Source organism: Achromobacter aegrifaciens (assembly GCF_902859965.1).
Lineage (GTDB): Bacteria > Pseudomonadota > Gammaproteobacteria > Burkholderiales > Burkholderiaceae_B > Achromobacter > Achromobacter aegrifaciens.
Map to the genome: position 1 here is coordinate 94,343 of NZ_CADIKO010000008.1, position 16,902 is coordinate 111,244.

The following is a 16,902-nucleotide window of genomic DNA, read 5'->3' on the forward strand; positions in this document are numbered from 1 at the left end:
TTCGGCCTCACAGTGCCGGCCGGCGCAGATGCCAGCTTGTCGCCGCCTGGAAAGCGGCGCCCAAGCGGAACAGCACGGGCTCGCCCAGGTGGGCCGCCACCAGTTGCAGGCCCATGGGCATGCCGGCTTCGCACTGCCCGGCGGGCAGCGTCAGGCAGGGATGCCCGGTCATGTCGAACACGCAGGTATAGCGTTGCAGCGCTTCGACCAGCCCGGGCTGTAGTCCCAGGACGCTGATGGCTTCGAGCGTGAGCGGCGCCATGGGCTGCACTGGCGTCAGCAGTGCATCGACGCGGCCGAACAAGGCGTCGACCTTGCCTCGCATGGCCATGCGACGCAACAGGATGCGCTGGTAGTCGAGGCCGGATAGCGAGCGTCCCGCTTCGATCACGCCGGCCAGCACCGGTCCGTACTCCGCCTTGCGGGATGGATAGGTGCTGGCGTGCGCCACCGCCGCTTCGACCGCGCAGAGCGGCGCCCAGTCGCGCACGGCCTGCGCCGCGTCTTCGATGGGGAACTGCAGCGGCACCAGGGTTGCGCCCAGCTGTTCGAAGGCCTGCATTGCCGATTCCATCATGCGTTGGGTCTGCGCATCGACGTTGCGGTGGTTCCAGTTCATATCCACGCCGATCCGCAGGCCGGCAGCGGGAACGGCGGCCTCCAAGGCGTAGCGCGGCACGGGCGCTTGCAGCGTGGTCGGATCCTTCGCGTCGGGTCCGGCAATCGCTTCCAGCAGCGCCGCGGCGTCGGCCGCGCTGCGCGCGATGACGCCGGCGTGATCCAGCGAGGCCGCCAGTTCGAACATGCCGTGGCGGCTGACACGGCCCCAGGTCGGCTTGATGCCGGTCAGCCCCGCGGCCGCGCAAGGCCAGCGGATAGAACCGCCGGTGTCCGAGGCGGTCGCGCCGAAGCACAAGCCCGCGGCCGTCGCCGCCGCCGATCCGCTGGATGAGATGCCGATCCAGTAATCCGCGTGCCAGGGGTTGCGCGGCGGCGCGACGTCGGGGTGATGGTCGGAGTACGCGCCTTCGGTCATTTGCAGCTGCCCCAGCAGCACGGCGCCCGCGTCGCGCAGGCGGCTGGCTACCGTGGCGTCATGGTCGGCGGGCACGCCCCGGTGGATCGCGGCGCCGGCAGCCGTCGGCACGCCCTTGCGCCGGAACAGGTCCTTCAGCGCGAGGGGGACGCCATGCAGGGGGCCGCGGTAGCGCCCCTGGCGTATTTCGATTTCGGCGGCCTGGGCTTCCTGCAGCGCAGAGGCCGCGGTCACATGGGCGTAGCTGCGCAGGTCGCCGTCCAGCGCTTCGATGCGCCGCAGTTGCGCGCGCGTGATCTCCACGGGCGAGACCTCGCCCGCCCGGATCAGGGCGGCGAGCGCCAGCAGATCGAGTTGGTGCAGGTCGGCGGCCTTGATGTCTTCCGTATAGTTCATCTATTCTTTATCCATCTTCTATTCGTCACAGATCCGATCAAGTTAATGTCTGCTGGACCAGCGTACAAACCATGATTTCTATTCGATTTGAATTAGAAAAACTAAATCATTGAACTCTTCGGAAATGACCGCTCCACGACTGCCTCCGCTCAACGCGTTGCGCGCCTTTGAAGCCGCGGCCCGCCATCTGTCGGTGAAGGACGCGGCGCAGGAGCTATGCGTGACGCCCGGCGCGGTCAGCCAGATGATCAAGTCGCTGGAACAGCATCTGGGCGTGGCGCTGTTTCTACGCGTGAACCGCGGCATTCAGTTGACGGATGCCGGCCACGGTTACCTGCCGCCGGTGCGCAATGCCTTCCGCCAGATCCTGGCCGCGTCCGCCCGTGTCGCCCAGCCGCCCGAGAGCCGCGTGCTCACCCTCAGCACCACCGCGTTCTTCGCGTCGGCCTGGCTGATCCCTCGATTGCATGACTTCCATGCCCGCCATCCGGAGATCGACCTGCAGCTCGTCACCAGCAACGCGCTGGCGGCCTTCGGCCGGGACGGCGCGGACATCGCGATCCGCCACGGACTGGGCCGCTATGCGGGATTGCAAAGCGAACACCTGCTGACCGTGGAAGTCGTGCCGGTGGCATCGGCCGGCTTGGTGGCGAAGCTGGGGATGCCGGCTGGCGCGCGGGAACTGCTGCGCTGGCCGCGCGTGCATGACGAAGCGCGCAACGGCTGGCAACTGTGGTTTGCGGCGCAGGGCGTGGAGGACGCGGGCATGCCGCGTGGGCCCGCGTTCGATGATGGCAGCCTGCTGCTGCAGGCCGTGGCCGCTGGCCAGGGCGCAGGACTGCTGCCCGTGGCGATGGTGCAGGATGACGTGGCTGCTGGACGCCTGGTCCGGCTGGCCGGCGACGCCTGGCTGGAGGAGTTTGGCTACTACCTCGTGTGGCCGGGCAGGGGCGCCATGCCGGAAAAGGCGCGGGTGTTTCGCGATTGGCTGCTGGAAAGCGGCCTGGGGGAGCCAGCCTGAAACGCTACGGCTCGGCCGATGATAGCGCCGCCGCCTTGCGCGCCAGTTCGGCCACGCCGAAGCTGGTCGCGAGCGAATGATTGTCCAATGCTTCCAGCGGCACCCAGCGGGCGTCGGCGGCATCGTCGCCCGCCACCGGCTCGCCGGATTGCCAGCGGCACAGCACCGCGATCAGGATGAAGTGGCGGCGCAGTGCGCCCGCGTCGTCGCGGTCGTAGACGTCCACCGCGTCGAACACGTGCAGCGGTTGCGCACGCACGCCGGTTTCTTCCAGCAGTTCACGCACGGCGGCGGCAAGCACGCCTTCGCCCGCGTCGATCTTGCCGCCGGGAAAGGCCCAGCGGCCCTGGTCAGGCGGGTTGGCGCGTTGCACCAGCAGCACGCGGCCGTCGCGCACGACTGCTGCGATGGTGGCGGCGACGGGACGCTGGGGCGGGGACGCGGTCATGCGAGGTTCCTTTTCGTGGCGGAGGCCTGGGTATGCCAGGGTACGCCAACCCGGCCTTAGCGCAAATCCCCGTAGTGCCGGACCGGTCGCTGGTGCACACTGTCAACCGCGCCAGCATGAGCGCATCGAAAAGGGGGCGGGAGGGCAGCATGGATACACCGGACCGGCAGTTGCGCTATTTCTTGCGCATCGCGGAACTCAAATCGCTATCGCGTGCTGCGGAGGACCTGGACCAGACCCAGTCCGGGCTGAGCCGGCAACTGGCGGCGCTGGAGGCCCACGTGGGCAAGCCGCTGTTCGTGCGCACAGGCCGCGGCGTCGAATTGACCGAGGCCGGCGCGCGGCTGCTCGACGGCATCCAGCCCGCCTATCGGAACATCGACCGGGTACTGGAGGCCGTGCGCCAGCGCGAAGGCGTGACGCAGGGAACGGTCCGGCTCGCCACCGTGCACACGCTCAGCTACTACTTCATGGCCGAGGTGGTGGCCAGTTTCGTCAGCAGCCATGAACACGTGAACCTGTCCGTGATGGGCCGCAGTTCGCCCGAGGTGGTGGCGCTGGTCGAAAGCGGCAAGGCGGACGTGGGCTTCGTCTATGACGCGGCGGTCGCCTCGGACAACCTGGCGTCGGCCACGCTGTTTGACGACGACATGTGCCTGATCGTGCGCGGCGAGGTGCAACTGCCGGACGACGTCGACCTGGCCGGCATGGACCTGCGGCTGGTGGGCTTTCCGCCGCATTACGCGCTGCGCAAGATGATCCATAGCGCGGGGCTGGAGCCGGAGTTCGTGGCCGAGGCCGAAACCATAGACGCCATGCTCAAGCTGGTGTCCTCGGGCGTGGGCGCCTGTATCCTGCCGTCCCGCATCCCCGACAAGCTGCTGACCGAGTACGGCCTGCGCAAGGTCCGGGTCCAGAGCCCCATCTTGCGGCGGCGCGTGGTCGCCATCACGCTGGCCAACCGCCAGCCCCTGCCGCTGGTGAGCGAGCTGCTGGCCGTCGCCCACCGCATCGCGGCGCAATAGCCGGCCTGGCGGGTCGAATAGCAGCTATGACCGTGGCTGCATGGCTGTATTGCGCATGGCTTTCCATACTGTGCATACCTCGCGCGGCGTCCGGTGGCGCCGATGGCGCGGGCATTACACAGGGGAAGACATGAGCACCGCATTACGAGAGAAATCCTATTTCGACACCCGCGCCACGCAGGAAATGGCGCACCATCTGCGCGCCGTGCCGCGCAGCATCCAGGAAACCATGGCCTATGCCTGTCGCATCCTGGCCATGACCGAGCAGGAAGCCGGGCTCGCCGGCCAGATCAGCGTGCGTTCGCAGCGCCCGGGGGCCTACTGGACCCTGCGCTTCGGGCTGGGCTTTGACGAAGCCACGCCGGCCGATTTCATCGAAGTGGACCGCGACCTGCACACGCTGACGGGCGAGGGCATGGCCAACCCGGCCACCCGCTTTCACCTGTGGGTATACGAAGCGCGGCCCGACGTGCAATCCATCATCCACACGCATTCGCCGTGGGCCTCGGCGCTGGCCGCGGCGCGCCAGCCGCTGGTGATCTCGCAGATGGACATGACGCCCTTGCACGACGACTGCGCCTTCCTGGGGGAATGGCCAGGCGTGCCGATCGCTGACCAGGAAGGGGTGATCATCTCCGGCGCGCTGGGCAAGAAGCGCGCCATCATCCTGGCGCATCACGGCTACCTGACGGCCGGCGTGTCTTGCGAAGAGGCGACCTACCTGTCGGTCTACCTGGAACGCGCGGCGCGCATGCAGATCCGCGCGCAGGCCTTCGGCCCGCTGACGCCGGTGGACGACGCGCTGGCGCGCGAAGCGCACGACTATCTGCTCAAGCCCTCGATCGTCAATGCGACGTTCAATTACTGGGCCCGGCAGACGCATGGCATTGCGCCCTTGCCGCTGCCCGCCGCCTGATACCGCGCAGCCCCATTCCTCCAGAACTTTTTTCGGGGAGTCATGATGATGACGACCAAGCCTGCGGCTGCGCGCTCGCGCCGCGATTACGTGACGGCCGGACTGGCCAGCATGATGGGCACCACCATCGAGTGGTACGACTTTTTCCTTTACGGCACCGCTGCCGCGCTGATTTTCAACAAGATCTTCTTTCCTTCCTTCGATCCGCTGACGGGCACGCTGGCGGCGTTCGCCACCTATTCCGTGGGCTTTTTCGCGCGGCCGCTGGGCGGCGTGATCTTCGGCCACTACGGCGACAAGATCGGCCGTAAATCCATGCTGCTGATCACCCTGTTGCTGATGGGCGTGCCCACCATCCTGATCGGACTGATCCCTTCCTATGAACAGATCGGCTACTGGGCCGCGGTGCTGCTGGTGCTGATGCGCTTCCTGCAAGGCATCGCGGTCGGCGGCGAATGGGGCGGGGCAGTGCTGATGGCGGTGGAGCATGCGCCGGATGGCAAGAAGGGCTTTTTCGGCAGCCTGCCGCAAGCCGGCGTGGCGCCGGGCCTGATCCTGTCGTCGCTGGCGATGGGGGCGGTCGCGACCTTGCCCGAGGCCGACATGCTGGCCTGGGGCTGGCGCCTGCCTTTCCTGGCCAGCGTGGTTCTGCTGCTGGTGGGCTGGTTCATCCGGGTCAAGGTGGCCGAGTCGCCAGACTTCGAGCAGATGAAGGAGAAGGGCGCCAAGGTCGAAGTGCCGGTGGCGGAAGTCCTGAAGCACCATCGCCGCGCGCTGCTGGTGGTGGTGGGCGCACGGCTGGCGGAAGTGACCTGGTTCTATACCGTGGTGACGTTCTCGCTGGCCTACGCCACGGGCACGCTGGGCATTGCGCGTTCCGTGATGCTGGACGCCACGATCTGGGGCGCGGCCGTGGCGCTGTTCACCATGCCGCTGTTCGGCATGCTGGGCGACAAGATCGGGCACAAGTGGGTGTTCATGGCCGGCACCCTGGGCATCCTGGCGTGCGCGCCGGTGTTCTTCCATCTGCTGGGCACGCGGGACACGGGCTGGATCATCCTGGCGGTTTGCCTGGCGGTCGGCCTGGTCTACGCTTGCCTCTATGGGCCGGAAGGCACCTTGTTCTCCAGCCAGTTCCCGGCCGAGGTGCGCTACACGGGCATATCGCTGGCGGTACAGGTGTCCGGCGCCATCGGCGGCGGCCTGGCGCCCATCGTGGCGACCTGGCTGCTGGCCAAGGGCGGGGGCGATCCCCAGTACGTGGTGTGGTACCTGAGCATCCTGGGTGTGATCGCCCTGTTCAGCGCCTGGCTGATGCGCAGCGAGGCGCCTGCGGTTGCGGCCTTGCGGGTGCCGGCCCGCGCCAACCTGAGGACGCCATGATTGTGGACGCCATGAAGACCATCGACTATTACTTCTGGATGAACTCCGACTGGGCCTACCTCGGCGCCGACAGGCTGGAGGCGCTGGCGGCGCGCCAGCAGGCGGTGATCCGCTACCTGCCGGTGGACCTGCCCGAGGTCTACGCCCGCACCGGCGGCATCCTGCTGGGCCTGCGCGCACCTGAGCGCCAGGCTTACCGCGTGACGGAGCTGGCGCGCTGGTGCCGCAAGCTGGACATCCGCGTCAATCCGCAACCGGCCTATATGTGCCCGGATGCTAGCCTGGCTTCGCGCATCGTCATCGCGGCGGACCATGCCGGCCTGCCGGTGGCGGCGCTGTACAAGGCGATCCTGAAAGCGGAGTGGTGCGACGAGCAGGACATCTCCGACGAGGCCACCCTGCGCGCCATCCTGGCACAGCAGGGGCTGGATGCTCCGGCGCTACTGGCCGCGGCGGCCGAGCCCGGCATCGAGGCCGTCTACCGCCGCAACACCAACGACGCGGTCGCGGCCGGGGTGTTCGGATCGCCGTCGTATGTGTACCGGGGCGAGGTGTTCTGGGGGCAGGACCGGCTGGAGATGCTGGAGGAGGCGGTGGCGGCGTAGGCTGGGAGGCGTCAGCGCGCCGTAGAGGCCGCTGCCGGCTACTGCTGCCTGGCGTGAGCCAGGAAATTGGCCGCAACGACGATGTCTTCGTCGTTGCGGCGGTCTTCCTTCATGTAGGGGACGCGCTCGCGGAAGTCATGCCGCAACGCGCCAGTGCCTGTCCCGACGGCGAAATCGGGATGCTTGGCGACGCGCAAGTCCACCGCCTGGGCGGCGTGCATCAGTTCCACCGCGAGCAGGGTGGTCAGCCGGTCGATCTGAGCGGCCACTCTGCGGCCCGTGGCGGGGGCATTGGTCCCCACGTCTTCGATATTGCCGGCCTGGGGCTGCACATCGGTGGCGATCGGCAGCGCCAGTACCCGTATCTCGGCGGCAAGCGACGAGACGGTTTTCTGGATCGGGCCATATCCGATCGAGCCATTGCCCGGGCTGAGAAACCGCGGCAGCCCGGTGAACGCCGTATCGGTCAACCGAAGCGTGCGCTGCGCCGACAACTGGGCCACCTGTGACAAGGCCACGCCCATGCTCTGCAAGGGCAGCGCCCAGGCACTGGGATCGAATCCGGCGTTGGGAATCACGGCGCCCTGGACTGGACCCTGCGTGACGTAGAACTGCAATTCATAAGGCTGGGCATCGCTTGCGGGCCGGGCATCCAGCGCCACGGTAGGGTTGTCGTCGGAACTGTTGATCTGCAGCAGCAGTTGTCGCTGCAGCAGCTCCAGCATGTCCCGGGCGGCCCCATGGGCCTGGCTCACCGTGCGAAAGCTCAACGGATCCTGCAGCGCGCGTTTCGGGTCCTGCCGCCACAGCGAGCTGCCACGCAACAGCGTGAGGATATGTTGGGCCGTGCTTACCTGCCCGTCATACGGGCGTTGGGCCTGGGACGCGGACAACAGCGGAGCGAGGTTGCCGTCCAGCCCTTCAAGCGACAGCGCGGCGACCGCATCGGCCTGGGAAAGCAGCCTGGCGGCATCCAACGCCGCCAGCGACGCGACGGCGGCGCCATAGGCATTGGAACTGACGATGGCCAGCGCGTCTTTGCCGAAGGGTTGTATCGGCGTCAGCCCCGCCTGACGCAATGCCTGCGACGCGGGCAGGCGCTGACCGCCGTAGTAGGCCTGGCCTTCGCCCATCATCGCCAGTCCGATCTGCGGAAGAATCGTAATGTCGGCCTGCCCGACCGAGCCCTCGCCGAACATGACGGGGGTCACGCCGCGATTGAGAAACTCGGCGTACTGGCGCAGCACGGCAGGCTGCAATCCGGCGCCGCCGAACAGGGCCGTGTTCAGCCGGATGAGCATCGCGGCCCGCGTGACTTCCTGGGGCGCCTCGCTGCCGTAGGCGGCGCTGTGCGAGCGCAGCAGGTTGCGGTTGAACTGCTCCGACAGCTTGCGGACCTCGGGCGAAATCGCGCCGCCCTGGAATATGGTCTGGTCCTTGTTCAGACCCACGCCCCGGTTCAATCCGTACACCGGGCGGTCCAACCGGGCATACGCCAGCAGCAGCTCATAGGAGCGTTCCGCCCGCTGCATTGCGTCATCGGCCACCGTCACGCGGCAGCCTTGCCTGGCCACGGATTCGATCTGCGCCAGGGTCAGCGAGCGGCCGTCCAGCTCGACTGGCGCGCAGGCGGCTGCGGTGGCGGCCAATGGCCAGAGCAAGGCGCCGAGCAGGGCGGCGCCCAGTGAACGGCGGATGAGTGCGCCATGGAGGCGGGTAGGGGAGAACGGTGAGTTCAGCGTGGGCATTGCGACTCCTGGCATGACGGAAGCTACGGATGCTGTGGATGCGGCGCGCCCCGCGGACCGACTGGCGGTCCGCGGAGGAAAGCGTGCAAATGGGGGTGGGTCGGGCGTTAGGGACCGAGGGGCAGGCGCAGCAGGTCCTGTCCCAGCACTACCGGTCCCTGGAAGGTCTGCCGTGCCTGGAGCCAATGCTCCGCCGGGGCGTCGCCCGGGACCAGGTGGGACAGCACCAGCGTCTTGACGCCAGCGCGGGTGGCGACTTCGCCGACCTGTTGCGGCGTGGTGTGGGCTTCCAGCAGTTGGCGGGCCAACGCTTGCTGGCGGGCATCCCAGGGCTTGGCGCCGACGATGTGGTCGACCCAGGCCGGATCGATCGCCTCGTGCACCAGGAAGTCCGCGCCGCGGGCCAGCTTGATCAGGTTTTCGCTGACCGCGGTATCGCCGGAGAACACCACGGAACCCGCCTTGGTGTCGAAACGGTAGGCGAAATTGGGATACACCAGCCCGTGCGGAACCAGGATGGCGCTGACCTTGACGCGCTCGTCCTGCCAGACGGGGAACGGGTCCATCGGCGGGGCGGGGTCGGTGTTGGGGTCCTTGACCACGCCGTCCGGAACCTCGATGTCGTGCGCCTGGAAGAACTGCCGGATGTCCGGCACGCCTTCGCTGCGCACCCGGATGTTCAGATCGGCCGACATGCCGGCAATGACCGATTCGACCAGGTCGCGAGTCCCCGCGGAAGGATTCTCCGAGTGGATCACGGGGGCGTCCTTCATGCCAGGCGCGAGCGGCGGCAGCGCGCCGCGCCGGCCAGGCCCGTAAATCTGCATCGATGCCTTGGCGCGGCGGCGGGCGCTGGGGTCATACATGAGCAGGTTGGCCAGATCGATGATGTGGTCGGTATGCAGATGCGTCAGGAAGACGGCCTGCTCCGAGCCGGGCTTGACGCCCGCGCGGCGCAACTGGCGATAGGCGCCCGAGCCCAGGTCGACGACGTAGGCCTTGCCATCCACCAGTACGGCCGAGGATATTCCGTGCGGCGAGTCATCCCCGTACCAGGTCGGGCCGCCGGCGACCCCCAGGAGCACCAGCTCGGCCGAGCCGGGCGGTTCAGCCGCGAACGGCGCCGAACAAAAGCCGGCCAAGGTCAGGGCGGCGGCTGCGATCCATGTCTTGCGCGCGTCAAACATGGCGGCCCTGCGGAAGAAGGGTCAGCGCCACCAGTGCGACCACGCAGGCGCCCATCACGTAGAGCGCGGGCGCGAACGCCACGCCCGTGGTGTAGGTGATCCAGGTAAGAATGGCGGGCGCGAATCCGCCCAGCACCGTGACCGCCGTGTTGTACGACAGGGACATGCCCGAAGACCGGACTGCCGTGGGAAACACTTCCGACAAGGCCGCGGGGGCCACGCCCACGTACATCGCCACCATCAGGCAGAACAGCGATTGCACCACGATGAGTGCGCCCAGGGTGTGTGTCGCCTTCAGCCACATCATCAGCGGGTAGACGGCGATCAGCAGGATCAGCGCCGCTGCGCGCAGAACGGTGCGGCGCCCGTAGCGGTCCGACAGCGTGCCGGAAAATACGCAACCGCCGATCAGAAACAGATTGCCCACGAGCGCCGCCGTGAAGGCCTGTGAACTGGAGAAGCCCAGCGATTTCTGCACATAAATGGGCATGAAGATGATCAGCGCGTAGGGGCCGACCGCCCACAGCACCGACATGCACAGGCCGGTCAGAAGCTCCTTGGGGTAGTTGCGCAGGACCGCCAGCAGCGGCGCCTTGACGTGGTCGCCCTGGCGCTCCTGGCGCGCCTGTTCCTCGCGGAAATGCGGCGTTTCGTCCAGCGCCCGCCGCATCCACAGACCCACCGGCGCGATCGCCAGCCCGATGATGAACGGCACGCGCCAGCCCCATTCGCCCACCTGTTGTTCGGTCAGCAGCGTGGTGACCAAGGTCGCCACCAGCGCGCCCAGCAGGTTGGAGATGCCCATGCTGGCCTGCAGCCACGAGGCATACTGGCCGCGTTTGCCCTCTGGCGCATGTTCGACCAGGAAGGCGGTGGCGCCGCCGACCTCGCCGCCGGCAGAGAAACCTTGCAGCACGCGGCCGCAGACGATCAGCAGCGGGGCTCCCACGCCGATCGCGGCATACGGCGGAGCTGCCGCGATCAGCAGCGTGCCCACGGCCATCAGCATGATGGTCAGGGTCAATGCCGCCTTGCGGCCGGCGCGGTCGCCATAGGAACCCAGCACCAGCGCGCCCAGGGGACGCACCACGAAGCCCAGGCCGAAGGCCAGGAACGAGGCCATCAGTTGCACGGTGGGATCGGAGTTGTGGAAAAAGTTCTGTCCGATGTAGACAGCGAAGAGGGCATAGACGGTGAAGTCATACCATTCGAGGGCATTGCCGGCCGACGCGGCAATCACTGCCTTGCGGCCGCTGCGCTCCTGCGCCGTGGCCTGATGCGCCGGACGGCCGGGTGGAGCCCCGGCTCCCGGATTGATCGTGATGTCTTTCATTGCTTTCCCCTGGAATCATGCGTGCTTGGAGCACGCTCTGAATAAACTGAAAATGAACCGCCGCCCCTTGGCCCTGCGGCGGCACACGCACGCCTTCAAGCATCGTGCCGCCCACGGTCGCTAGTCGCTCTGTCCAGGGCTGTTGTGGCTGTATCGGGTGGTGTCGATTCGTGCGATGTTCTTCTTGCGCACTTCGTCCAGCGCGTCTTCGTAGCCCGCATCCGCATAGCGCAGCACGCCGCTGGCCGTGTCGTTGGTCATCGACAGGCGCAGGCGCTGGTCGGCGGCCTCGGTGCCGTCGGCCACCACTGTGACGCCGGCGCTGGTCATGTAGCCGCTGTATCCGCCGCCGCCCGAATGGATCGCCACCAGGTCGGCGCTGGACGAGCAATTGATCATGGCATTGAGCAACGGCCAGTCGGCGATGGCGTCGGAGCCGTCGCGCATGTTTTCCGTCATGATGTTCGGATGGGCCATGGCGCCGGCGTCCAGGTGGTCGCGTGTGAAGGCCACGGGCCCGCTCAGCACGCCTTCGCGCACCATCCGGTTCACTTCCAGCGCCAGCTCGGTACGCTCGCCGTGGCCGAGCCAGGCGATGCGCGCGGGCAGGCCCTCGAACGGCACTTCCTTGCGCGCCAGCCGGATCCAGTTGGACACGATGAAGTTGTCCGGGAAACGTTGCAGCAGGAAGTCATCGATCTTGCGGATGTCGTCCGCGTCGTTGGACAGCGCGATCCAGCGGAACGGACCGATGGCGCGCGCGAACAGGGGCCGCAGGAACGCCTCGGTGAAAACCGGGATTTCGAACGCGCGCTCGACGCCGCCCTGTTTCGCATGGGTGCGGATCAGGTTGCCGTTGTCGAAGACGATCGAACCGCGGTCCTTGAATCCCAGCATCGCGGTGACGTGGCGGACGATGGAGGCGCGGCTGGCGTCCATCAGCCCAGGCACGTCGTTGCGGCGCATGTCGGCCACCTGTTCCAGCGTATGCCCGGCGGGAATGTAGCCGTAGACCAGGTCGTGCGCCGAGGTCTGGTCGGTGACGATATCGGGCACGATGCCGCGGGCCAGGATTTCGGGGTAGACGTCCGCGGCATTGCCCAACAGGCCGACCGAAACGGGTTCGCGGCGGGCCTGTGCCGCCTGGATCAGCTCCAGGGCTTCGTCCAGGGTGTCGGCGCGCCGTTCAAGAAAGCCTGCCTTGATGCGTTTTTCGATGCGCTCGGGGTTGATCTCCACCGTTAGGATGGCGGCATTCGCCATGCGGCCGGCCAGCGGCTGCGCGCCGCCCATGCCGCCCATGCCCGCCGTCAGGATGAAGCGTCCCCGCAGATCGTTGTCGAAGTGGCGTTCAGCGATGCGCGAGAAGATCTCATAGGTGCCCTGGATCACGCCTTGCGAGCCGATGTACTGCCAGTCGCCCGCCGTCAGTCCGCCCCAGCAGATCAGGTTGTCGCGTTCCATCTGGTAGAAGTTCTCGGCATGCGCCCACTGGCCGACCATGTTGCAGTTAGCCATGATCACGATTGGCGCTTGCGGATGCGTGCGCAGCACGCCTATGGGTTTGCCCGACTGGACGATGAGGGTCTGGTCCTCCTCCAGTTCCATCAGGGCCTGCACCATGGCGTCATGCGCGGGCCAGTCGCGCGCGGCCCGGCCCAGCGCGGCGTAGACCACCAGGTTGGCCGGGTCTTCGCCCACCGCCAGCACGTTTTCCAGCAGGCGCAGCAGCGCTTCCTGGCGCCAGCCTTTGCAGCGCAGGGTGTTGCCGCCGGGGATGTTGAATTCTCGTTTCACGCCGTTTACCTCAGGATGCCAATGCGTAGTCGGTGAAGTTCATGCCCAGCGCCTTTTCCACGATGGGATAGACGGAAGGATCCGTCACACTGGAAGACAGGGGGATGTGTTGCTTCTGCACGTGCAGCACGCTGACTTGCAGGCCCTCGCGCAGCTTGCCCGCGCTGACGGGGTTGCCGTCGCTGTCCAGCGTGGTGATCACATCCGGATAGCAGGCCACCCGTTCTCCCTGGCCGTCGGTCACCGCCATGTGTTCGTTCATCACATGGATGACGCGCTTGGAGGCGCCTTCGCCGATTTCGACGGTGCCGATGTCGAAGGCTTCGTCGGTGTAGCGCAGCGTATTGCGCACCACCTTGCCGGAAGCGATGATCTCGCCCTGCGTGGCTTTGCAGATCGCGTCGATGACCGCGCTGCCGCCGCGCGCTTGTGCGGCGATGATGGCCTCGCCCAGCGCCAGGGCCTTGCTGATGCCGCCCAGCGCTGCATGGCGGCGCACATAGGAAGCGCGTATGGGGTTGCGGCAGCTGGCGATGAAGCCGCCCGCCATGTCGGCCGCCTTGCGCAGCACCGGCGATACCTTGCCGGTGGCGCCATGGACGGTCAGCTCCATATAGGAATTGCTGGCGCGGTTGCCACCCACCGCGCACTGGATCATCGGTTCCGGGCTGCCCGCCAATCCCAGCGAACCCATGTCGCCGGTGGGGTGGGCGCGGATGTCGCCGACGGCGTCGACGACCTTGGTTCCCAGCACGGCCGAAGGCAGCCAGCCGTTCAGCGTGCTGGACATGCCGTTCTGGCCGATGATCAGCCCGTAGATCCGCTCTCCGAGCGCGTCCTGCAGCCGTTGCGCGGCCTTGACGTAGTCGATGCCCAGCATTTGCCAGTCGGTGAGCCCGCCCGGCGCGCCAATCGCGGCCGCCGTGGCGATCCAGGCGTCGTCCGGCACCTCATCCATGGTTACCAGTTCAGGGCGGCCTATGGTGACGGCAAGCGAGCCCAGCTCACGCCCATGCTCGGCCCAGCCGCCTCCGCCGCAGGCGAATACCGACCCGCCCCGAACCGCAGCCTCGACATCTTGCATCGTCAAAATTCTTCCCATGACGCCTTTCCTCCCGGTTGCTCATTTCAATGATTCCCGCAACGGTTGCGGGATGGACGGGGGGATCATAGGAAGCAGCCCTGATAATGTCGTATTACCTTTTATGCTTTGTACATAACATGATGTTAATTGCTGGACGCGCTCATAGCGGAGCGGTTGGGCAGCGGGAAAAGGGTCTGAGGGATATCCCCTAGGCGCGTGATCGAGGCGCCGGGCTGATTCAGCCGCGCTGGTCGAGCTTGTGGAGCACGTCGATGAAGGCTAGCGCCAGCCGGGACAGGGGCTGGAGCGCGAGATGAAACACATTGACCGGCGCGTTCACGGTGCCGATGATCGGCAGGGTCACCACTTCCGACCAGATCGGCCCGGCTACCGTAATCTCGTCCACCAGCGCCACGCCTGCGCCAGCTTGGACCAGGGCGCAGGCGACGTGCGCCTGCTGGACCTCGATGCGCGGTTCGGGTTGTGCATGTTCGCCGCCGAACAGCTTGTTGATCAACATGCCGAAGGGAATGTCCGCGCTGTAACCGATCAGCGGCTCTTCGGCCAGATCGTGCACCGTCACGCGGCCGCGCGCCGCCAGCGGATGCCCTTTTGGCAGCACCGCCACGATCTGGTTTTCATACAGCGGCTGCCACGCCAGGCTGGGGTGTTCCACCGGCATGTAGGCCACGCCCAGTTCCACCTGTTGCGTCAACAGCGATTGCTGCATCACCGTGGGGATCAAGGTTTGCAGGACAATGCGCACTTCCGGGAATTGCCGTCGGAACAGCGCGATGGCGCGGGGCAGCAAGGACTGGCCCAGGCTGGGGCTGCAGGACAGGCGCAGTTGCCCCTCGCGGTTTTCGGCGAGATTGTCGGCGACCTCGTTCACGCGCTGCACGTTCTGGTACAGCGCCGTGACCTCCACGAACAGCCGGTGGGCCTCAGGGGTGGGGTACAGCCGGCCCTTGATGCGCTGGAACAGCATCAAGCCCAGGCGCTGCTCCGTATAGGCGATCAGCCGGCTGACCGCGGGCTGCGAAACAAACAGCAGCTTGGATGCGCCGCTGATGGAGCCGCTGAGCATGATGGCCCGGAAGACTTCGATCTGCCGCAGATTCAATTTCATATGCTTAACCTGATGTTAATTCTCACGCACATATAAGCATAAGACGTTTTGGATGGCCGCTCCTACACTGCTTGCACTCAACACAGGATGGAAGCGGTCATGAGCGATTTCGATTTGGTGGTGCGCGGCAACATCGTCGACCCGGATGGCGTGGTGATGGACGGCTGGCTGGCGGTCAGGGACGGCAAGGTCGCGGCGCGCGGCGCTGGCGAGGCCCCCGCGGGCCGCGACAGCGTGGATGCGCGGGGCCAGTGGATCGTGCCCGGCGTGGTCGACGGCCAGGTGCATTCGGGCAGCCAGCTGAACCAGGAAGGACTGGGCTGGGCATCGCGCGCGGCTGCCGCCGGCGGGGTGACGGTCATGGTCGACATGCCCTACGACGATCCGGAACCCGTGGCTTCGCGTCCGCAGCTCGACGCCAAGATCGCCGAGGTGGAGCGCGATTGCCATGTGGACGTGGCGCTGTTCGGCACCCTGAACACCCAGCACGGCCTGGCGGCCGCGGCGGGGCTAATCGAAGGCGGCGTATGCGCCTTCAAGTTTTCGACCTTCGAAGCGACCCCGGGCCGATTTCCCCGCATCGAGGAAGACGATCTGTACGAAGCCTTCCGCCTGATCGCTCCATCCGGACTGGTTTGCGGCGTGCACAACCAGATGCAGGAACTGACCCGCAAGAACATCGCGCGGCTGGTCGAGGCCGACGACACCGGCTGGGACGCGTTCATGCGCGCGCATACGCCGCTGATCGAGAACCTGGCGACGGCGCTGATCTATGAGATCGGCGCCGAAACCGGCGCGCGCGCCCATGCGGTACACGTGTCGACTTCCCGCGGTTTCGAGATCTGCAATATGTACCGCCGCAACGGCCATCGCGCCAGCATCGAAACCTGCGTGCAGTATCTGATGCTGAACCACGAAGAGCACACCCGCCGCTTCGGCGCGAAGACCAAGCACTATCCGCCGATCCGTCCCAAGGCCGAGGTCGACCTGCTCTGGACCCATATCGCCAAGGACGAATGCACCTTCGTGTCGTCGGACCATGTCAGCTGGGGCCTGGAGCGCAAGCAGAATCCGAACGTATTCAAGAACTCGTCCGGCGGCCCGGGCCTGGAAACGCTGTTGCCCGCTTTCTGGACCGGCTGCGAAGAGCATGGCATCGCGCCGTCCATGGTGGTGCGCCAACTGAGCCGCAACCCCGCGCAGCACTTCCTGCTGGATGACCGCAAGGGTTCGTTGGAGGTGGGCAAGGACGCCGACATCGTCATCCTCAAGCCGGAACGTTATGCCTTCGATCCGTCTACCAGCCTGTCGGCGGTGCAATGGAGTTCGTTCGAAGGCCGCGAGTTCACCGTGCGCGTCGCGGGCACCTGGTGCCGCGGCCAGCAGGTCTACGATGGCAAGGGCATCGTCAATCAGAAGGGCGACGGCCGCTTCCTGCGTCCGCGCCAGGCCTGAGGGAAACGGCAATGTCTGTGCAGTTTCCTCCCCTGAACGCCGAGCGCCTCTGGGCCCGCGTCGAAACCCTTTCCCGTTTCACCCTGCCCGACGTCCCCTGGACCCGCCGTGCATTCTCGCCGTTGTTCGACGAGGCCCGCGCCTGGCTGCGCGGCGAATTCGAGGCCGCGGGCCTGGCGACCCGCCTGGACGCTGGCGGCAACCTGATAGGCACGCTGGCCGGGCGCGATCCCGCGCGCAAGCCCATCGCCACCGGCTCGCATTGCGACACCGTGATGGCAGGGGGCCGTTTCGACGGCATCATCGGCGTGCTGGCCGGCATCGAAGTGGCCCACACCC

At 66.8% G+C, this 16,902-nt stretch carries 14 protein-coding genes and 1 pseudogene; 7 read left to right on the forward strand and 8 right to left on the reverse strand.

Annotated features, from left to right (window positions below):
• Positions 1-7 precede the first annotated feature (7 nt).
• The gene (locus HV793_RS30480) at positions 8-1,432 is read right to left on the reverse strand and encodes an amidase (protein WP_175214439.1); all 1,425 of its coding nucleotides are present in this window, start codon (positions 1,430-1,432) and stop codon (positions 8-10) included.
• A gap of 124 nt (positions 1,433-1,556) precedes the next feature.
• Here HV793_RS30480 and gcvA point away from each other — a divergent pair, with 124 nt between their 5' ends.
• Positions 1,557-2,453, forward strand: a complete 897-nt coding sequence (gene gcvA, locus HV793_RS30485) for a transcriptional regulator GcvA (protein WP_054459106.1) — start codon at positions 1,557-1,559, stop codon at positions 2,451-2,453.
• Between the two features lie 4 nt (positions 2,454-2,457).
• On the opposite strand, the gene HV793_RS30490 is transcribed toward gcvA, so the two are convergent.
• Positions 2,458-2,901, reverse strand: coding sequence for an NUDIX hydrolase (locus HV793_RS30490; RefSeq protein ID WP_175214440.1), 444 nt, complete (start codon positions 2,899-2,901; stop codon positions 2,458-2,460).
• Positions 2,902-3,050: 149 nt separating this feature from the next.
• Between HV793_RS30490 and HV793_RS30495 the strand changes: the two genes are divergently transcribed.
• The 4 genes from HV793_RS30495 to HV793_RS30510 all read left to right on the forward strand — a co-directional run bounded on the left by HV793_RS30495 (position 3,051) and on the right by HV793_RS30510 (position 6,830).
• Positions 3,051-3,926: a LysR family transcriptional regulator gene (locus HV793_RS30495; RefSeq protein WP_175163616.1), complete on the forward strand. Its 876-nt coding sequence runs from the start codon at positions 3,051-3,053 to the stop codon at positions 3,924-3,926.
• A 130-nt stretch (positions 3,927-4,056) separates the two neighbouring features.
• On the forward strand, positions 4,057-4,842 hold the full coding sequence (locus HV793_RS30500) for an aldolase (protein ID WP_054459111.1): 786 nt from the start codon (positions 4,057-4,059) through the stop codon (positions 4,840-4,842).
• 45 nt (positions 4,843-4,887) lie between these two features.
• On the forward strand, positions 4,888-6,225 hold the full coding sequence (locus tag HV793_RS30505; protein WP_082401350.1) for an MFS transporter: 1,338 nt from the start codon (positions 4,888-4,890) through the stop codon (positions 6,223-6,225).
• Between the two features lie 11 nt (positions 6,226-6,236).
• Complete coding sequence (locus tag HV793_RS30510; protein WP_119451794.1) at positions 6,237-6,830, forward strand: 2-hydroxychromene-2-carboxylate isomerase; 594 nt, start codon at positions 6,237-6,239, stop codon at positions 6,828-6,830.
• 38 nt (positions 6,831-6,868) lie between these two features.
• Here the strand turns inward: HV793_RS30510 and HV793_RS30515 are convergent, their stop codons facing one another.
• The 6 genes from HV793_RS30515 to HV793_RS30540 all read right to left on the reverse strand — a co-directional run bounded on the left by HV793_RS30515 (position 6,869) and on the right by HV793_RS30540 (position 15,108).
• Positions 6,869-8,578: an HAL/PAL/TAL family ammonia-lyase gene (locus HV793_RS30515; RefSeq protein ID WP_175163612.1), complete on the reverse strand. Its 1,710-nt coding sequence runs from the start codon at positions 8,576-8,578 to the stop codon at positions 6,869-6,871.
• 107 nt (positions 8,579-8,685) lie between these two features.
• Positions 8,686-9,765 (reverse strand): MBL fold metallo-hydrolase, encoded by a 1,080-nt coding sequence (locus HV793_RS30520; RefSeq protein WP_175182220.1) that lies wholly within the window; start codon positions 9,763-9,765, stop codon positions 8,686-8,688.
• Positions 9,758-11,098: an MFS transporter gene (locus HV793_RS30525; protein WP_054459118.1), complete on the reverse strand. Its 1,341-nt coding sequence runs from the start codon at positions 11,096-11,098 to the stop codon at positions 9,758-9,760. Before HV793_RS30525 ends, HV793_RS30520 begins: the two co-directional genes overlap by 8 nt.
• 120 nt (positions 11,099-11,218) lie before the next feature.
• Positions 11,219-12,895, reverse strand: coding sequence for a thiourocanate hydratase (locus tag HV793_RS30530; RefSeq protein WP_175214441.1), 1,677 nt, complete (start codon positions 12,893-12,895; stop codon positions 11,219-11,221).
• A 10-nt stretch (positions 12,896-12,905) separates the two neighbouring features.
• Positions 12,906-13,997, reverse strand: a complete 1,092-nt coding sequence (locus tag HV793_RS30535) for a thiohydantoin desulfurase (protein WP_175182222.1) — start codon at positions 13,995-13,997, stop codon at positions 12,906-12,908.
• 220 nt (positions 13,998-14,217) lie between these two features.
• Positions 14,218-15,108 carry a LysR family transcriptional regulator gene (locus HV793_RS30540; protein ID WP_175214442.1) on the reverse strand — a complete coding sequence of 297 codons (891 nt, stop codon included), beginning with the start codon at positions 15,106-15,108 and terminating at the stop codon, positions 14,218-14,220.
• 99 nt (positions 15,109-15,207) lie between these two features.
• On the opposite strand from HV793_RS30540, the gene HV793_RS30545 reads away from it, so the two are divergent.
• Together HV793_RS30545 and HV793_RS30550 are read left to right on the forward strand one after the other, a co-directional pair.
• Complete coding sequence (locus HV793_RS30545; RefSeq protein WP_175163603.1) at positions 15,208-16,563, forward strand: hydantoin-5-propionate amidohydrolase; 1,356 nt, start codon at positions 15,208-15,210, stop codon at positions 16,561-16,563.
• Between the two features lie 11 nt (positions 16,564-16,574).
• Positions 16,575-16,902, forward strand: a pseudogene (locus tag HV793_RS30550) (Zn-dependent hydrolase); the annotation flags it as partial.